Source organism: Indolivaga capnocytophagoides, assembly GCF_036511535.1.
Lineage (GTDB): Bacteria > Bacteroidota > Bacteroidia > Bacteroidales > Dysgonomonadaceae > Dysgonomonas_A > Dysgonomonas_A capnocytophagoides.
On record NZ_AP028867.1, the window covers coordinates 3457765 to 3472370 of the forward strand.

Sequence of the window (14606 nt, forward strand, 5' to 3'; positions counted from 1 at the left end):
TTTTTATTTAACGACAAAAACCACATTCATAAAAGTAGCATAGTCCGCCTCCTTCAGTATATCGTAGTTAAGCACTCCTGAATCTCCAAGACTATTAATTTTCAATACCGAATCATCATAATAGGTGATATAATAATACAAGTCAGAAGCTGCTGCAAAGTAAGGAATACTGGCAGGAGCACCCGTACTTACCTTGGTCGGAGTATTGAACTGTTTTTTATATTCGGCATACAAATCGAGTGTCTTATTTGTCACTATGTTTGATGCATCAATAGCAATAGAAGGCATATAAAACGACCCCGACTGAGTATCTTTGGCAGACAGGCAAACCCACGATGGAGCGGCTGATGTTCCTGCATTCTGAGAGATACATTTCAGGTCGGTATCATAAACAAGTAAACCCGGTGCAGGAGTTGCAATTGCCAGACGTTGAGCTGTCGTTACACGGGGTATAAGTACTCCCTTGTTCGTACTGACAATATCCAACGCAGCGGAAGCATCAGGAGTCGTAGTGTTTATTCCTACTTGTGCGTGCAGGACAGCCAGGCTGAAAAAGCCTAGAATACATAAATAAATTTTTTTCATTGTTGTTTATATTTCGAGTAATTATGTTCAAAAAAAACAGAAAAGTGCAGACAGTGCACTTTTCTGTGTAAGACAACCAACAGTCATACAAGCTAATGCAAAAATTAGAATGACAACACAACAACAGGGCTGCCTTGCATAAGTCATAAAGTCGGTTTGATAGTAAATTGGTACATGTTTGTTTGAATGTCCGGGTCGCAAACCCTTTATTGGTTATATTCCGAGTAATTTGTGGTAACAAAAAAGGCAGTAAAGTGCATTCTCTGCACCTTACTGCATGATAAAACCGATTGTCGGACAATTTAAATCTGAAAGCAAAATCAGAACGACAACAACAACACAACAACAAGACTGCTCCATACAGTTTGTCCGCACGGTTTAATAATAAATTGATATATGATATTTGAGGTATGTATACAAGAAAAGCTACTCCGTCATTTTGACACAATAGAAATTTTGTTTTGTTAAAAAAATGATTAGTTACGCCAGGTGCGTCTCTCTCTCTCTCTCTCTCTCTCTCTCTCTCTAATATTTCACACGATATAGCCAAACCTGAATCGTTAAAATTCAGACCGGATTTGATATTTTTATGTGTGAAAATTTGAGGCATGTATAAGTCGTTTATAGGGCAAATATAGATATTATTTCTTAAATACAAAAAAGAGATCTCTTCACAGGGACCTCTTCTTTAGGAAAATCAAAAAGTAATTATCAAAATACCTGATTATCTGATCAGATGATTGTTATCAGGCATATCTGTAATATATTTATTTTTATCTTGTGAATTTTCTTTGTATTTATAAGTCACAGAATATGTTTTGGTTTCGTTGTCATAGTCTGTAATTTTGATGGTTATTTTAACCGAATCTTTTCCTGCTATCTGCAAAGGACGCAGGTCGAAAGCTGCATAGTTTTTAAGACCATATTTTTCTTCATCTCCGTTTTTATTATGTCGGAGTTCCAGTTCAATGGTTCCATCTTCATTGATAGAGGGAGCAGCAGTTAGTTTATTCTTTACCAGATTTATTGTATGTGTTTTCGCTCCGCCGACATTGATTCCGAAATGTATATTCAGATAATTGTCGCCAGTCCATAAATCCAGTATTTTTATCGGATCGTTGCCTACTTCCTGCTCATTAGCCGAAGTTAGGTCTATCACATCTTTGGTCAATATTTCCTGTATTCCGTTTATTTTCGCATAGTGGTCGTATTCTCCGATCTGATCAGATAAGAGCGTGTAATTAACAATTACCCTCTGATCTCCTCTGGGCGAATATATAACATTCGATGCGGCAGGCCATAATGTGGTTCCGTCATCCAAAGTAAGATAGTATGTTTTTGAATCGGCATCTATAGGGTGTACTGTGGCCAGTGCCAGCGAATATTTGTCGAGACTGTACCCATCGTCATCACATGAGTGCAAGATAGCAGTTATGGTAACTATACTTAGTAGCGAAAATATGTATTTTAGAATTTTCATCTGAGAAAACTATCGTAAATTTTATATGTTATACCTTATAGATGCACGAAGTGAAAAAATGTTGCATGAAGGATTAAAATAAGTAAAAGAAAGTGTTAGTGGTTATGTGGGATACTCAATTAAAAGAGTGTGTGGTATTATTTATTTCGAAATTTTACTTTTGATTTCAATGCTTTTTATTATTTTGGCATATCGTAATGCGGAATAAGACCTTAACTACTTTTTTATATTCACGAATATGTTAGACAACGAAAAAAGAGCTTTTATAGCAATTTCCGAGAATAAAGAGATATATCTTCTATCGAAGATGGCAAATCGGCATGGTCTGGTTACTGGTGCAACAGGAACAGGTAAAACTGTGACATTGCAGAATCTGGCCGAAACTTTCAGTAAAATGGGTGTTCCCGTATTTGCAGCTGATGTTAAAGGCGACTTATCGGGAGTTGCTAAAACGGGAGGAAATAAAGACAGTGTTGTAAAACGTGTAGACTCCTATAAACTAAAAGATAAAGGCTTTGTTTTTGAGCCATTCCCTGTTCAGTTCTGGGATGTGTTTGGCGAACAAGGAACACCCGTGAGAGCTACAGTATCCGATATGGGAGCTTTACTATTGAGCCGCTTATTGAATTTAAATGATACGCAAAGTGCGGTGTTGTCTATTGTATTTAAGATAGCGAAGGATGAATCTCTTGAACTTATTGATCTGAAAGATTTGCAGAAGATACTCGAATATGTAGGAAATAATACAGGTTCGTTTACTACTAATTATGGAAACATTTCGGCAGCGAGTATCGGAGCTATACAAAGAGGTTTACTTCAGATTGAGCAGGATGGAGCTGATTATTTTTTCGGAGAACCAAGCCTCAATCTGGATGATTTACTTCAAACATCAGGAGACAAAGGCATTATAAATATTCTGGCTGCCGATAAACTAATGAATTCTCCCAAGGTATATTCGACGTTTTTGCTTTGGATGATGACTAAATTATTCGAAACTTTACCCGAAGTCGGAGATCCCGAAAAACCTAAGTTGGTCTTCTTTTTCGATGAAGCCCATCTGCTTTTCAATGATGCGCCTAAGGCTTTAGTAGAAAAAGTGGAACAGGTTGTTCGCCTTATCCGTTCTAAAGGGGTCGGGATTTATTTCGTATCGCAGAGTCCATCGGATATCCCCGATACTGTATTGTCTCAGCTTGGTAATCGGGTGCAACATGCATTAAGGGCATATACCCCAAAAGATCAGAAAGCATTAAAGGCAGCTGCTCAGAGCTTTAGGACTAATCCTGCTTTTAATACCGAAACAGCTATATCGGAATTGGGTACCGGAGAAGCTCTTACTTCTCTACTGGACGAAAAAGGAGCCCCACAACCTGTTGAAAGAGCATTTATATTACCTCCCGAGGGACAGATAGGCCCTTTGACGGCAGAGGAGCGTCAGGCTATTATAACCTCGTCAGTTGTAAATCGGTTTTATGCCCAGAGTGTCGATCGCGAATCTGCATATGAAATACTCACCGGGCGTTTGAATGGTATTCAGCAAGAGAAAGAAAAAGCTGTTCAAGACAAAATTGACGAGAAGGCACGTAAAGAACAGGAAAAAGAGCAACGAGCACAGGAAAAAGTCGATCAGCAGGCTTCGAAACAGAGAACTAAAATGTGGGGAGCTATAGCGTCTGCCGTGGTTGTTCCGCTTGCAAAACAGTTGATAAACTCGTTTTTTGGCGGTAAAAAGAGAAGGTAATATTGATTCGTTTGCTATCGGTTACAATCAAGAATATAAATAATTTTTATTAGGATTAAATTGTATTTATAAAAGGAAAGGCAAGATTTAGAAATCTTGCCTTTCGGGTTTACTCAATGTAGAGAAATTGAATTGTTAAGTTAAGTGAGTCCTAACAATGTATTGAAAGAGTGTAGTTGATTTGCATCGCTGTTGGTTAAATGCAAATCCGGTATCTTTCGGTCTTTTTATTATTGTGTGAGTTATAATTACAACAGATAATCAACACATTAAAAAAATCCTCGGGCTACTATCTGGTTTGTTTATATGCTAAGAGTGATTTGCAAAGGATGTCTATCATCCTTTCCTCATCATACGTCTTGGTCGGAACCAATAGTGTTCTGAATATGTTTTCGCTTTTGTTGTACCGGGTAAAATCTTCATCTATTATCACTACCCCGGATGTATTTATTGAATTCAAAATTTCGGGAGATGGTTTGAAAAACATTTCACAAGGAATAGGATACCCCTTGACCGCATAACGTTGATCGAATGATATAAAAGCTTTTTTGAAGTCTATAATGACAGATATGTCACTATATTCTATGTTTATCAAAGGTTTCATTGTAAGTGTTGTAATTTATGTTAAATAAGCAGAAAGTACTTAATGATACACTACAAAACGATAACTGCCATGTTTGCTAATCAATAAAGGGCTACCACCTTAGATTTGTACTTTATCTCCAGAGCTTTTTATCTCCCAGATACATTCCGGTTCATCAATCTGATATTTTTTAAAGATAGCTTCAATGCCTTCCTTTACGTGAGCCGGAATGTTTACGTAGCAATTCCTTTTTCTGTAATAATCTTGCTTTGAGCAGCCTAGAAAGAGGATTATTTCGGTTTGAATTTTACTATATTCCGATTTTGCTATTTTGTCCAATCCCGGCATAAAAGAATAGTATTTTTTCTCTATAGCCATATTATTCACTAATTTGGTTACTTTTGTAACATGTAAAGTTAATGAGAGCACAAATATAGATAAAATTTGTCCATGATCATCAGTTTTTGGATAAATTTTACCATAAAATAACACTATGACTTTTGGGGATAGGCTGAATGTTTTGATAAAAGCTTTAGGCTGTAAAAGTATTACATCCTTTGAAGATAAAGTCGGTGTTTCCCGTAAGACATTTGCAAAAGTAATTCGGGAGGGTACTGATACCGGATGTAAGAATGTACTAAAGATATGGGAAAATTTTCCGGAAGTAAATCTTCACTGGCTGATAACCGGTGAAGGGCAGATGTTTATTGCTCAAAAAGTACCTCTTGAATATTTGGTAAAACAAGCCGCATCGCATTTGGCAGAGCCCGTTTCGGAATATCGAAGGACTGAAAACGAGTACATCAGAGCTTTGCAGGATCAGATCAGTCTGTTGAAATCCGAAAACGAAAACAAGCAGAATATTATTGAGATGTTTAAGCGTGGGGATATCGTTGTAGCCTCTAAGGAATAATCTGAGTTAAGGTCTGAGATCTATTTGTAGACTTTGCAGGTATAATCGCAGCAGGTAGTTATTGCTGTAAAATACGTCATTAAATATTTATCTGTTACTTATATAGGAGAAGAGTTCTTAGTCTTTCTCTTTTTTCGGGAGTCAAACGCAGTCTTTCCGTCATATATTCGTCAACAGATCCGTTTAAATTAATCATCCATGTTTTAGCGTAATCCAGATACGAAAGATCTGCTTTACAGATTACTGTTGCCGCCTCTTGCATGCGTTCGGGCAGAAAACGGGCTTCTCCCAGAACCTGTTGTTCGCTTATACATGAATTAGAGAATAAATAATCGTCTTGGTTTGTATCATCGGGTACACCTAGTGCTCTCAGCAGGAAATAGGCGGCCAGTCCTGTGCGGTCTTTTCCCAGATAGCCGTGAAAAACAATGGGGTAGTTATTTTCATCACAGAGCAGGTCGAAAAACTCAGCGTATTTATCAGAGGAATATTCTATGAGAGCCTTATACATATCTTGAGTAAAAACAATAGCATCTCCACGGTAAAAACTGCCGTCGAGTACACGTTCTCTTATGTAGGTTCTGTTTCCGGAGTTGATAGGCAGCGAGATGAGATTTTCACCTCTGAATAAATCGGGATTCATAGCCCGCTCTTCTTCTTCGCGAAAGTCTATAACTGTTTTGATTCCTAATTTATCGAGTGTTTGATAATCTTTGCTTGATAATGTCGAAAAATCGCCCGACCGGTATATCATACCCCATTTTATCTGCACTCCGCTGCTGGTATAATATCCACCGACATCTCTGAAATTTTGGATATTATCCATTCTGAAATAGTGATTGGATATAATGCCCGAATAAGTATTTTTAACCCTTAACTGAAAAAAATTTCTTGAAATTGAATCTTGAGCAGGAATACTGGCTACATAATCATTGATATCCGCCACGAGTATGGGAGGTTCTGTGAATACAGAATCGTTGTCGGACATATATATGCTGATTTTGTCTGCCGCGTTTTGTGGCGATACTTCCCATTTGAGAACATAGTTTCCGACTTTATCCCTGTCGCACGAAAAAGATATCTCCGGCTTTTTGGTACAGCCGGTAGATACAACTAGTGTGCCGAATAAGAGTAGTTTAGTTATATTATTAATTCTCACGATAGTCTGGTTCAAATATGCCTTGCCGTATTTTTTTATTCACTGTACGGCTTGTGCACCTTAAAAGTTAATCATGACGAGCAAAATTCGTTAGCAATTTATCAAAAAATAGAGAAGGATGAAAGTTATTAACCTTCATCCCCCGTTATTTTAGGAATATTTAAGGTCAAAGACCTTATTTTACTATTTCGAGCAATTCTATTTCGAATATAAGATTCGAATAAGGCTTCATGTTACCTCTTTCGGCATCTCCGTATGCAAGATCGTAAGGGATATATACTTCCCATTTAGAGCCTACGGGCATTAATTGAAGAATTTCTGTCCAACCCTTGATAACTCCGGTAAGTCCGAAAACAATAGGTTCTCCACGGTCGATACTGCTGTCGAATACCGTTCCGTCTATAAATGTTCCTTTGTAATGTACTTTAACCTGATCAGAAAGTGTAGGTTTTGGGCCTGTCCCTTCTTTTATTATCTTATATTGCAATCCGTCTTCAAGAGTAACTACACCTTCTTTTTGCGCATTTTCTGCCATGAATTTTTCGCCTGCAGCAATCGTTTCTGCATATTGCTCTTTCTTCTGTGCATCTGCTTTAGCTGTCATCTCAGCCATTTTATCGTTCATTAGCTGCTGACTATTCTCTATACGAAGCGGTTGCTTAGATATATAATCTTTTACTCCTTCGTATAATGCAGTATTGTTGAGTTTATTTCCGGAAGCACCGAATGCTTGTTCCGAAAACCTATCAGACATACTCAACAGCTGTCCTCCGATTTCGAGTCCGCTTGTATATGCTTTATTGGTATCTTTCGATTCCAGTTTCTCCAGAATGCCTTTAAATAATTGTTCGGTATTAAAATTGTTTGCTGTTGTTACAGAATCCAGTTTAGCCGATAATTCCTGAGAAAGACGGTCTTTTTCAGCTTGTGCCGTCGCAGAGTTGATTTGGTTTTCATAATCAGACCTGATTTGTGCTGTATCGCTTATCAATCCCAATTGCTGAAGATACTGGCTTAGCCCGCCTTCGCTGAGTGATACTCCGAACGCATACGACAGTGTATCTGTTTCGGTTGTTAAAGGTGTAGTTGTTAACGTAACGGCAGGTTCTGTCGCCTGTTGTTTTTTGTCTTTCTTTTTTGCAGATACATATCCCGATGTACATATGCCTGCAAGTAATAAAGCGGATAGTGTAATATATTTCATATAATTATTTAAGGTCTCAGACCTATTTATTGCTTTGGTAAGTAAAATAACCAAAGCCTGTTATTAAATAAAAGTATATCATTTAAATACTTTCTTTTATATCTAGAGAAATAATGGCGACAAAAATAATTGATTTTATAGATAATAGTGATTTTTCTTAAGCCATTAATATATTGTAACAATTGCGATGTAATACCTTATTTTGCAAGATTCGAAACTATTTATATATTTGTAATCATAAACAACTTATACATGTCTCAAATTTTCACACATAAAAATATCGAATCCGGTCTGAATTTTAACGATTCAGGTTTGGCTATATCGTGTGAAATATTAGAGAGAGAGAGAGAGAGAGAGAGAGAGACGCAGACCGTGCGTAACAAATAATCAAAATTTTTTATTGTGTCAAAATGACGGAGCATTTTTTTATGTATCCAGATTTGGTGTATCTATATTGCATCATAGGGATATGGCTTGTCCCTACCCACTGATTATCGGGAGAGCACAAGGGTACGCCCCTACAGGGCAGCCTGTTTGTAATTATATCTGGCGTCAGCCAATAAAAAGGTCTGCGACCTCTTGTAGCTATCAAAAATTATATACCAAATTCATATCAAGTTGGCTTGGCGGCGTATGTCGGGTAGAATTGTTGTATTGTTGTCGTTCGAATACCGGACAGAATACCGTTTTGATATTAAGTCAACTATCATACATATCGGAGTGCAGCGATTGCACTTCGATGTGTTTAATTCAAAAAAGATTAACTCTCAAAGCTAAAATTAAAGTGAACTTGGACAAAGCAATTACTCGAAATAAAAACAACAAGAGGGTCGATGACCCAAATAACAACAACAATGAGAAAAAAGATTTTACTACTAATGGGAATATTCTCTTTCGAAGTGCTTCTCTATGCACAAATTGGCATCAATACAGAGGAGCCAATGGCTCTTTTTCATATAGATGCCTCAGGTAACAATAGTACAGCTCCTGCCGCGACCCGCTCTGATGATGATGTAGTGATAACAGCTGATGGTAAAATGGGATTAGGAACAGTAGATCCGCAACAACAGCTCGAGATAATAAACGGGAAACTAACTATCAGAGACGGATCTCAACACGATGGCTATGTGCTGGAAAGTAATGATGTAGGGGTTGCGGCATGGGTTCCGGTAAAGTTAAATACAGTTGCTATCTGGCAATTGTCCGCACCACAAAGAAGTTACGGCACTTCTATAATCTATCTGAATGGAACAGGAACACTCATTCGAAATGACTTCAGCGCAACTATTGCTGATAATAATTCTCTGAATGCACAGCAAGTATCTACAATTACCATACCCCGTGGACGCTACCTTATTTATCCCAGTTGCGACCTTGCGGGCAATGAATACGGTGTTGCTTATGTATATAGAGGATCAGACTTGGCAACTCCTTTGTTTGAGGTCGAATACAGTTATCTGTCTAATGGGGCATTCGTATTGGATCTGGCAAATACGGAATCGCTATTCATGGCATTTAAAGCAATCAATGCTAATGTTGGAGCTTTTATGACACCACCCTATAATGTAACAGTGGTGGCTAAATTAATTATTCAAAAAATACCTTAGGAATGAAAATACTAAAATTACTACTGGTGATATTGACAATCGCCGGTTACCAATATATATCAGCACAGGGAGTAGGAATCAAAACTATTGACCCAAAATCGACTTTCCATGTTGATGCGGCAGGTAATAATGATGGCTCATCTGCTCCGACCCGCTATGATGATGATGTCTTTATTTATACCGATGGTAGTGTGGGGGTTGGAACAGGCTTTGCTACACCTTTATCTAAACTGGAGGTAAAGGGTAAATTTCAGTTGTTATCAGGCAATCATGCAGCAGGTAAAGTCTTAGTGAGTGATGCCAATGGACTAGCTGATTGGAAGATGTCGACTTTTAACTCCATGTCGGTTTGGGAAATGAAATATTCGGGTGATGGACAAACTCTGACATCGACAACTCCTGTAAGGCTAACCGGGCAAAGTTCCATAACTCAAAGTGGTATATCAGGCTTGTCTGCTACAATGAACGGTGTTATTGTTCCGGCAGGCAAATATATTATTCTGGTTACAGGAAAGGTATATTCGCAAACAGCTACCACCTCTGCCACTAGTGCTCGGTCTAATATAGTGGCTTATGGACGTTTGGCTATAACAAGTACAACAGGTCCAACGGAAGTGTTTACCATATTTAGTCACGAGGCTCCGGGAGCTACATTTACTTACGAAGCGGCAACATCTCAAACGTTGTATCTTACTTATGCAGTCCGTAGTGGATACTTTAGCAGACACGCAATTCCCCCACATTATAATGCATATTTTAAATATACTCTTACATTTATTAAACTATAAGGCAAATGATACGACATATTCTATCAGTATTCTTTTTTTTATATTTGACACTGGCATATTCTCAAGTGGGAATATATACAGGAGGACCAAATGGTGCATTATGGATAGGTAACGAGTCGGTCTCGGGCTCAGGAGTTTTTACCATTACCAATAATGGCAATGTATATGCAGGCAATAATTTTACGCCTGATGCATCTGCCAAGATGAGCGTCAAAGGGAAAATGGTTATAAAGGATGGGACGCAAGGTATAAACAAATACCTGATATCTAATACCAACGGAACTGCATCGTGGGGTACGTTTTCATTAGGGAGTGAGATTAGTAAGTGGAAGCTAAGTAGCAATTCATTTACTTATACTACATCATATAAACGTTTGACCGGAACTACAACTCTTCTACAGAATGGGATTGCAGGAATAACCAATGCTTCTAATGGCGTGAATGTACCGGCGGGGCAATATTTGGTTTTCTTCGAAGGAGATATTGGTGGGGGAGAAGTCGGAAATATTGATTTACGATCCCGTACTTCGGGAGCTACCCTTTTCAGTATAACATATATGGGATGGACCAGTGGTACATGTGTACACCTGAAATTATCAGGAAATGAGGTTCTCGAGCTTTTTTATCAGGCATTGAATGCTTCGGGTATCTCAGTTGCCCCAGATATTCCTCCTTATTCAAGTAGTTTTTATTATACGCTTACATTTCTGAAACTAGTTATATAAAAAGCGAATATTCTTTATGAGAAAGCGGGCAGGTAGGACAAAAATCATATTTGTCCGTTTTCTTTTTGGAAGATTTATCTATACAGAAATAATCTGCTAATGAGACAACATTCAAATGCTATAATCTAAAAATAAAGGAAAAAGATAACCAATAAAATAATGCAGAAAACATGTAACTTTTGTAACCTTTTCATTTAGTTGATAGTTGAAAAAAGGAGTGTTGAGAATTGGTTTTTGTTATCTGGTCTTTGATTTTTTGTTACCTTTTTGTAGAATAAAACCACTATTGTACAATCCAAAAAAAGTCACTACCTTTGTGCCAGTTTTTATAAGGACTTAGATTCTATATATTTTCTACAAAAAGGAGAATCTGAATAAATAGTGTTATCTATCACCAAGGTAAAGGGGCTAAGAGTCTATATTCCATAAGAACAAACGAAACAAGAGATCAGGCAGCTTTTGAGAGTTGAGGATTATTCTTGTTGCAGGAATATAAATAAATGTTGGAATCAATTTCTCTGATTTCTTAGTCGTGTATAATATATATGCCTTAAGGTGGAGAGAATGATAGAAAGATTGTTTTCGACGGAAAATCTTTAAAATTTTTAATGAAGACATTTGAAGAATTAGGTGTTGCTCCCGAAATCAGAAGAGCAATCGAAGAAATGGGTTACGAAAATCCAATGCCCGTACAAGAGGAAGTGATTCCTTACTTATTGGATCAAATCAGAGACGTAATAGCATTAGCACAAACCGGAACAGGTAAAACCGCTGCTTTCGGACTTCCATTATTGCAGAAAGTTGATGTTAAACAAAATGTACCGCAAGCATTGGTACTTGCTCCTACTCGTGAGCTTTGTTTACAGATCGCCGGAGATTTGGCAGATTACTCAAAATATATAGATAACTTAAAAGTACTTCCTGTATATGGAGGTTCGAGTATCGAAAGCCAGATCAAAACATTGAAGAGAGGAGTGCAAATCATTGTGGCTACTCCCGGACGTTTGATCGACCTTATCAACCGTAAGACAGTTGAACTTGAAAACGTAAAATATGTGGTTCTGGATGAAGCAGACGAAATGTTGAATATGGGATTCACTGAAAGTATCGATGAAATACTTTCCAAGGTTCCTCAAGATCGTTCAATGCTTCTTTTCTCAGCTACCATGCCGAAAGAGATTGCCAAGATCACAAAGAAATATATGGAGTCTCCCAAAGAGATTACCATTGGCCGTAAGAACGAAGGCTCTAATAACGTGAAACATGTGTACTATATGGTGCATGCACGTGACAAATATCTGGCATTGAAGCGTATTGCTGACTATTATCCAAGTATATACGGTATTATTTTTTGCCGTACCCGTCGCGAAACTCAGGAAATCGCAGATAAACTGATTCAGGACGGATACAATGCCGATTCATTACACGGAGACCTTTCTCAAGCTCAGCGTGATTATGTGATGCAGAAGTTCCGTGTACGTAATCTACAGCTTTTGGTAGCTACAGACGTTGCCGCGCGTGGTTTGGATGTAGATAGCCTTACACACGTTATTCATTACGGATTGCCTGACGATATCGAGTCGTACAATCACCGAAGCGGACGTACAGGACGTGCCGGCAAGACTGGTATCTCTATTGCAATAGCTCACGTAAAAGAAAAAGGTAAAATCCGTGAGATAGAGAAGATCATGAATAAGAAGTTTGAGCAGCAGACTATTCCTTCGGGAGATGCTATCTGCGAAAAACAATTATTCGCTTTTGCCGATAAGATCGAAAAGGTAAAAGTAAACGAAGACGAAATCGGACGCTTGCTTCCGGATGTTTACCGTCGTTTGGATTGGTTAGAGAAAGAAGATATTATCAAACGTGTAGTATCTCTCGAATTTAACCGCTTGATTGATTATTATCGTGAAGCTCAGGAGATTGAAACTCCATCTGACAGATATTCACGTGAAGATCGTGGTACCAGCCGTGGCAGTAGCAGAGACCGTTTCGAAGCTCGTGGAAACGGAGGTTCTCGTTCTGCCGAAAAAGGTTATTCTCGCTTGTTTATCAATATCGGACGTACAGATAATGTAAATCCTGCAACTTTGATGGGATTGATCAATGACTTCGTTCCCGGTAAAGTTCGTATCGGACGTATTGATTTGATGCAGAATTTCTCATTCTTCGAAGTACCCGAAGGTGATGCTCAGAAGGTGATCAGCAGTTTGAAAGGTCAGGAAGAAAACGGACGCCGTATCTCTGTCGAAGTAGCGCAGGGTGGAGCAGTTGCCGAACGTCGTGACCGCCGTTCATCAGGAGGTAGCGGTTATAACAACAGCCGTAGAGGAAACAGCGATAGGGGAGGAGACCGTTCATTCTCCGATTCAGGAAAGAAAGAACACCGCAAGGGAGGACGTAAACCAAAGTTCTCCTAATGAGTAATTAACATATAAAAGAGGAATAATTATACGATTATTCCTCTTTTTTTATTCAAATCTCATATAAGGCTCTAATCGCTCGAGATCTTTTGCCGTAAAGTGTTCACTTTCGGCAAGGTCTTCGACCGATTGTATTTTGTTCCTCATACGAATTGCTTTTATCGCTTCTACTTGCTGCTCGTTGAGGTAAGGGTGTGCTACTGAAGCCGTATTAATATTGAATGTATAATGTGGCTTTTTCAAAACGATATACGGCAATATTTTGCTGTACTTATTCATTGTAATGCCTTTGATCTCCCTTAACTGATCCAGACGGATAAATCCCCCCAAAGCGTTTCGATAATCGATTATACGCTCTGCAAATGTTTCGCCTATTCCCGGTATTCTCGTCAGAGTTTGAGCAGATACAGCATTGATATCGATTGTCTGTCCGTTTTTTAGTTTTTCAGGCTTTGTTTTCGAACTCTTTTTCGTAGGAGTAGAGTTGTCTTCATGAGAATCTTCATCTGTAACTTCGGGTACGGAAATAAGGCTTTCCTGGAATGTGTTAAAGTCCTTTTCCATTTCCTTTGTTTGGGCGATATAGGACGGATCAAGAGGTACAAACTTATGAAGTACCACATAGAAAATTCCGACAACAAAAATGAGTATCAATAATAAGGTGATACCAATTCGATTACCTTTCGAATAATAGAAAAAGTCTTTCCATCGAAACATGGCAGGTTATGTTAAGAGTATGTGTTGTTTTATAGTATTATAGCCGGATCGTCAGCTATATGTCAAAAGTGTTGTTTTTCTCCGATAGTTTTATTTCCTGAGAAATAAGGCAAGTTGCTCAACGGCTCTTGCCCGATGGCTTATTTCATTTTTATCAGCCAAAGTTAGTTCAGCAAAGGTTTTGTCATAGCCCTCAGGCTGAAAAACGGGATCGTATCCGAATCCTGAATCTCCCCGTGCAGAAGTAGTTATAACCCCCTTAATCTTTCCTTCGAATACATACTTTTTCCCGTCTATAATAAGGGCTATCACTGTTCTGAACTGTGCATTACGGTTTTCTTTTCCTTCCAGTTCCTTTAAAAGTTTTGCCACATTGTCGGTTGAACTTTTCTGCTCACCTGCATAACGTGCAGAATATACTCCGGGAGCATTGTTAAGGGCTTCTACTTCGAGTCCTGTATCATCTGCAAAGCAATTTGTATGATAAGTGTCCCAAAGGTAGTTGGCTTTTATGAGAGCATTGTCTTCAAGGGTTTCTCCCGTTTCGGGTATATCTGTATCGTCACCGATATCTTTCAGACTTAGAATTTGATAATATGGTTCGAGTATAGCTTTTACTTCTTCGAGCTTATGTTCGTTATTGGTAGAGAATACCAGCTTTCTTGGCTTTTTCATTATCTA

14 protein-coding genes are annotated in these 14606 nt (G+C 38.3%); 6 read left to right on the plus strand and 8 right to left on the minus strand.

What is annotated here, in order from left to right:
- Positions 1–3: 3 nt before the first annotated feature.
- Positions 4–585 carry a phage tail-like protein gene (locus tag AABJ51_RS13945; RefSeq protein WP_026627343.1) on the minus strand — a complete coding sequence of 194 codons (582 nt, stop codon included), beginning with the start codon at positions 583–585 and terminating at the stop codon, positions 4–6.
- Positions 586–1309: 724 nt separating this feature from the next.
- Entirely contained in the window at positions 1310–2065 is a 756-nt protein-coding gene (locus AABJ51_RS13950) for a NigD1/NigD2 family lipoprotein (RefSeq protein ID WP_338372988.1), read from the minus strand.
- 238 nt (positions 2066–2303) lie between these two features.
- On the opposite strand from AABJ51_RS13950, the gene AABJ51_RS13955 reads away from it, so the two are divergent.
- Complete coding sequence (locus tag AABJ51_RS13955; RefSeq protein WP_338372989.1) at positions 2304–3806, plus strand: helicase HerA-like domain-containing protein; 1503 nt, start codon at positions 2304–2306, stop codon at positions 3804–3806.
- A 289-nt stretch (positions 3807–4095) separates the two neighbouring features.
- Here AABJ51_RS13955 and AABJ51_RS13960 read toward each other — a convergent pair whose 3' ends face one another.
- Positions 4096–4410 (minus strand): hypothetical protein, encoded by a 315-nt coding sequence (locus AABJ51_RS13960; RefSeq protein WP_026627313.1) that lies wholly within the window; start codon positions 4408–4410, stop codon positions 4096–4098.
- Between the two features lie 99 nt (positions 4411–4509).
- Positions 4510–4767: a hypothetical protein gene (locus tag AABJ51_RS13965; RefSeq protein WP_338372990.1), complete on the minus strand. Its 258-nt coding sequence runs from the start codon at positions 4765–4767 to the stop codon at positions 4510–4512.
- Between the two features lie 115 nt (positions 4768–4882).
- On the opposite strand from AABJ51_RS13965, the gene AABJ51_RS13970 reads away from it, so the two are divergent.
- Positions 4883–5302, plus strand: coding sequence for a helix-turn-helix domain-containing protein (locus tag AABJ51_RS13970; RefSeq protein WP_026627311.1), 420 nt, complete (start codon positions 4883–4885; stop codon positions 5300–5302).
- A 94-nt stretch (positions 5303–5396) separates the two neighbouring features.
- Here the strand turns inward: AABJ51_RS13970 and AABJ51_RS13975 are convergent, their stop codons facing one another.
- Together AABJ51_RS13975 and bamJ are read right to left on the minus strand one after the other, a co-directional pair.
- A complete protein-coding gene (locus tag AABJ51_RS13975; protein ID WP_134435546.1) occupies positions 5397–6461 on the minus strand; it encodes a tyrosine-protein phosphatase in 1065 nt (354 codons plus the stop codon).
- A 175-nt stretch (positions 6462–6636) separates the two neighbouring features.
- A complete protein-coding gene (gene bamJ / locus AABJ51_RS13980; RefSeq protein WP_338372992.1) occupies positions 6637–7665 on the minus strand; it encodes a BamJ family beta-barrel-assembly machinery protein in 1029 nt (342 codons plus the stop codon).
- Positions 7666–8519: 854 nt separating this feature from the next.
- Here bamJ and AABJ51_RS13985 point away from each other — a divergent pair.
- The 4 genes from AABJ51_RS13985 (at position 8520) to AABJ51_RS14000 (ending at position 13205) form a co-directional block, all read left to right on the plus strand.
- On the plus strand, positions 8520–9272 hold the full coding sequence (locus AABJ51_RS13985; RefSeq protein WP_338372993.1) for a hypothetical protein: 753 nt from the start codon (positions 8520–8522) through the stop codon (positions 9270–9272).
- A gap of 2 nt (positions 9273–9274) precedes the next feature.
- Positions 9275–10060: a hypothetical protein gene (locus AABJ51_RS13990; RefSeq protein ID WP_338372995.1), complete on the plus strand. Its 786-nt coding sequence runs from the start codon at positions 9275–9277 to the stop codon at positions 10058–10060.
- A gap of 5 nt (positions 10061–10065) precedes the next feature.
- Entirely contained in the window at positions 10066–10785 is a 720-nt protein-coding gene (locus tag AABJ51_RS13995) for a hypothetical protein (protein WP_338372996.1), read from the plus strand.
- Positions 10786–11393: 608 nt separating this feature from the next.
- Positions 11394–13205 (plus strand): DEAD/DEAH box helicase, encoded by a 1812-nt coding sequence (locus AABJ51_RS14000; protein WP_338372997.1) that lies wholly within the window; start codon positions 11394–11396, stop codon positions 13203–13205.
- 51 nt (positions 13206–13256) lie between these two features.
- Here AABJ51_RS14000 and AABJ51_RS14005 read toward each other — a convergent pair whose 3' ends face one another.
- A complete protein-coding gene (locus AABJ51_RS14005) occupies positions 13257–13925 on the minus strand; it encodes a helix-hairpin-helix domain-containing protein (protein WP_338372999.1) in 669 nt (222 codons plus the stop codon).
- 90 nt (positions 13926–14015) lie between these two features.
- Positions 14016–14600 (minus strand): non-canonical purine NTP diphosphatase, encoded by a 585-nt coding sequence (locus AABJ51_RS14010; protein WP_338373001.1) that lies wholly within the window; start codon positions 14598–14600, stop codon positions 14016–14018.
- Positions 14601–14606 lie beyond the last annotated feature (6 nt).

What these genes read in the sequence shown, in the direction of transcription:
- bamJ (WP_338372992.1), bottom strand. Translation starts at nt 7,665, where the DNA reads ATGAAATATATTACACTATCCGCTTTATTACTTGCAGGCATATGTACA.
- AABJ51_RS14000 (WP_338372997.1), top strand. Translation starts at nt 11,394, where the DNA reads ATGAAGACATTTGAAGAATTAGGTGTTGCTCCCGAAATCAGAAGAGCA.
- AABJ51_RS13945 (WP_026627343.1), bottom strand. Translation starts at nt 585, where the DNA reads ATGAAAAAAATTTATTTATGTATTCTAGGCTTTTTCAGCCTGGCTGTC.
- AABJ51_RS14005 (WP_338372999.1), bottom strand. Translation starts at nt 13,925, where the DNA reads ATGTTTCGATGGAAAGACTTTTTCTATTATTCGAAAGGTAATCGAATT.
- AABJ51_RS14010 (WP_338373001.1), bottom strand. Translation starts at nt 14,600, where the DNA reads ATGAAAAAGCCAAGAAAGCTGGTATTCTCTACCAATAACGAACATAAG.
- AABJ51_RS13960 (WP_026627313.1), bottom strand. Translation starts at nt 4,410, where the DNA reads ATGAAACCTTTGATAAACATAGAATATAGTGACATATCTGTCATTATA.
- AABJ51_RS13970 (WP_026627311.1), top strand. Translation starts at nt 4,883, where the DNA reads ATGACTTTTGGGGATAGGCTGAATGTTTTGATAAAAGCTTTAGGCTGT.
- AABJ51_RS13955 (WP_338372989.1), top strand. Translation starts at nt 2,304, where the DNA reads ATGTTAGACAACGAAAAAAGAGCTTTTATAGCAATTTCCGAGAATAAA.
- AABJ51_RS13990 (WP_338372995.1), top strand. Translation starts at nt 9,275, where the DNA reads ATGAAAATACTAAAATTACTACTGGTGATATTGACAATCGCCGGTTAC.
- AABJ51_RS13985 (WP_338372993.1), top strand. Translation starts at nt 8,520, where the DNA reads ATGAGAAAAAAGATTTTACTACTAATGGGAATATTCTCTTTCGAAGTG.
- AABJ51_RS13965 (WP_338372990.1), bottom strand. Translation starts at nt 4,767, where the DNA reads ATGGCTATAGAGAAAAAATACTATTCTTTTATGCCGGGATTGGACAAA.
- AABJ51_RS13950 (WP_338372988.1), bottom strand. Translation starts at nt 2,065, where the DNA reads ATGAAAATTCTAAAATACATATTTTCGCTACTAAGTATAGTTACCATA.
- AABJ51_RS13995 (WP_338372996.1), top strand. Translation starts at nt 10,066, where the DNA reads ATGATACGACATATTCTATCAGTATTCTTTTTTTTATATTTGACACTG.